Origin of the sequence: Sphingorhabdus sp. (genome assembly GCF_044239005.1) — a bacterium.
In the GTDB taxonomy this organism is placed as follows: domain Bacteria; phylum Pseudomonadota; class Alphaproteobacteria; order Sphingomonadales; family Sphingomonadaceae; genus Sphingorhabdus_B.
Genome location: NZ_JBIICH010000176.1, coordinates 1 through 2,991 on the forward strand (window position 1 = coordinate 1; position 2,991 = coordinate 2,991).

Genomic DNA, 2,991 nt, shown 5'->3' on the forward strand with positions numbered 1-2,991 from the left:
TTCATCGCGTTGATCAAAGACAGCCTTGATATTTTTGCGCTCGATGGCCCGACAGACTATCGGCGCGACCGTTTGGGCAATGCCAAAACCTGGCTCGTACCCAATGGTGCCGAGGCGACGGCCGCGCTTTCGGAAACATTCTTCCGGATGACAGATTATCCGCCCGAGGACCGCGCACATGTTCCCTCATTGGAACTGGACGTGGGCGGCGGCCGGACGCTGCATGTGCCAAAGGCGCTGAAGGGCGTCGCCGTTTTTTCGTTCAAGCGCCTGTGCGCGGAGGCACGGGGTGCGTCTGACTATCTGGCGATTGCGCGGCGGTTCCATACGGTGTTGATGGTGGGCATTCCCGTGCTTGGGCCGCACAACCGCAATGAAGCCGCGAGATTTGTGACGCTGATCGATGCCTTGTACGAATATCGCGTAAAGTTTTTGGCGAGCGCGGATGCCGATCCGGACCAGCTTTACCCGATAGGCGACGGGCGTTTTGAATTTGACCGTACAGTATCGCGGCTGATGGAAATGCAGTCGGAAGATTATCTGGCGGAAGGCCACGGCGCGCGCTAGCATTGCATAAAGGGGAGAAAAGATGATCGGACGGAGCACGTTTTTATTGGCAGGGATGTTGGCCCTGACAACCGCTGCACATGCGCAAACGCCAGCATCGAAAATAGCAGCGGAACGCGCGCTCTTTGCAAAGATCGTCGAAATTCCCACCGTTGAGGGGCAGCCTGCCGAATTCAAAAAGCTGACCACATTGTTGACGGCGGAGTTCCGCAAGGCTGGTATCACGAACGTGATCGTCAAGGATCATGACAATACCCAGACAATGATTGTCCGTTGGCCCGCAGCCAAGCCGTCGGGCAAAAAGCCTATTTTGCTGATGGCGCACATGGATGTCGTCGCCGCCAAAGCAAGCGATTGGAAATATCCGCCATTTAAATTTCGCGAAGAGGGCGGCTATTATCTGGGTCGCGGGTCAAACGACAATAAGGCTGCGTTGACCGGCATCGTCCTTGCCCTGCAATATCTGCGCGCAGAGAAGTTTGAACCCACGCGCGATATCATTGTGCTGTTCACCGGTGATGAAGAGACGATCGGCAACGGTGCACGGCGCGCGGCAACCGAATGGCGCGACCTTATTGACGCCGAATATGCCCTTAATGGTGATGCTGGCGGCGGCTCGGTTTTCCCTGACGGGCGCGTTGAAGGCTTCGGCATTCAAATTGCGGAGAAAACCTACGCCGATTTCCGGCTGACCGCCGTGAACCGTGGCGGGCACAGCAGCGTGCCGCGTCCTGACAATGCGATATATGCGCTGGCCAATGCGCTCACCGCAGTGGAGCGTCATCGCTTTCCCGCCATGATTAACGATGCCACCCGTGCGAGTTTCGAGATGCTGGCAAAAGGCGATAGTGGCCAATTTGGTGAGCTATTGCGCAGATATCTTGCCGACCCCCAAGATCGCGAAACCGCCGATCTGTTAGAAGCAATGGACCCCGGAAGCACGCGCACGCGCTGTGTTGCAACGATGTTGTCGGGCGGTCACGCGCCAAATGCCTTGCCCCAAAAGGCTGAAGCCAATGTGAACTGCCGCATTTTTCCCAGCGTCAAAACAGAGGATGTCCGGCAGCAACTGCAAACCGTTTCAGGGCCGGATGTCACGGTGTCCGCCGTTGAAGGATCGCAAACACCCGAAACCGCACCATCACCGATGCGCGATGACATCGTCCAAGCCTATCGGGCCGCTGTCGCAACCCGCTTTCCTAATGCGCCCGTTCTGCCATTCCAGTCGGCGGGCGCTACCGACGGGGCGTTTTTACGGTCCGCTGGCATTCCCGTTTATGGATTTGGTGGCCTTTGGAGCATCGTCGGACAGAAAGAGGGCGCGCACGGCCTAGATGAACGCGTCTGGGCCGAGGGATTTCATGGCCAGGTCCCGATCTGGATGGAAATGTTGCGGCGGGTCGCGGGTAACTGACAGGGTGCATTTCACGCGCTATCGCTATTGCGAACTGTTATCAGAAAAAGCCTTAACTTTGGACTTTTATTGGGTTGTTATCCACAGCGATTCGGCGTAACGACGCCGCAATTCCGCTAAAAAGCCCTAAGGGAAGGACAGTTTTGTATGGCTCGCAAAAAAATTGCGCTTATTGGCGCCGGTAATATCGGCGGCACACTTGCTCACCTCGCAGCATTGAAAGGCCTCGGCGACATCGTCTTGTTTGACGTTGTTGAAGGCGTTCCCCAGGGCAAGGCGCTTGACCTGTCGCAATGTGGTCCTGTCGAAGGCTTCGATGCCAAGATTACCGGCACCAACGATTATGCCGACATTGCTGGCGCCGACGTGATCATCGTCACCGCTGGTGTCGCGCGCAAGCCCGGCATGAGCCGCGACGATTTGCTTGGCATCAACCTGAAGGTTATGAAGGCCGTGGGCGAAGGCATTGCCGCCAACGCGCCAAACGCATTCGTCATCTGCATCACCAACCCGCTCGACGCGATGGTATGGGCGCTGCGTGAATTTTCCGGTCTGCCGCATCACATGGTTGTCGGCATGGCAGGCGTTCTCGATTCGGCACGTTTCAGCCACTTCCTTGCGGACGAATTCAATGTGTCGGTAAAAGACGTCACCAGCTTCGTGCTTGGCGGTCATGGCGACACCATGGTGCCCGTCATTCAATATTCGACCGTATCGGGCATTCCGGTTCCAGACCTTATCAAAATGGGCTTTTCGACCCAGGAACGCATTGACGCAATCGTGCAGCGCACGCGCAGCGGCGGCGGTGAAATCGTTGGCCTTCTTAAAACTGGCTCTGCTTTCTATGCGCCGGCAACAAGCGGTATCGCGATGGCCGAAGCCTATTTGAACGACCAAAAGCGCGTTCTTCCAGCGGCGGTGCACCTGACCGGCCAATATGGCGTCGACAATCTATATGTCGGCGTACCTGTCGTCATTGGCGCGGGCGGCGTTGAAAAGGTCGTCGAAAT

The 2,991-nt window shown here is 56.8% G+C and carries 3 protein-coding genes; all 3 read left to right on the forward strand.

Annotated elements, in window-relative coordinates:
• The coding region (gene zapE, locus ACILQA_RS10585) for a cell division protein ZapE (protein ID WP_395629656.1) at window positions 1-567 on the forward strand (567 nt) is incomplete at its 5' end.
• A 22-nt stretch (window positions 568-589) separates the two neighbouring features.
• Window positions 590-1,981, forward strand: coding sequence for a M20/M25/M40 family metallo-hydrolase (locus tag ACILQA_RS10590; protein ID WP_395629657.1), 1,392 nt, complete (start codon window positions 590-592; stop codon window positions 1,979-1,981).
• 147 nt (window positions 1,982-2,128) lie between these two features.
• On the forward strand, window positions 2,129-2,991 hold an 863-nt coding region (gene mdh, locus ACILQA_RS10595), incomplete at its 3' end, for a malate dehydrogenase (RefSeq protein ID WP_395629658.1).

What these genes read in the sequence shown, in the direction of transcription:
- ACILQA_RS10590 (WP_395629657.1), top strand. Translation starts at nt 590, where the DNA reads ATGATCGGACGGAGCACGTTTTTATTGGCAGGGATGTTGGCCCTGACA.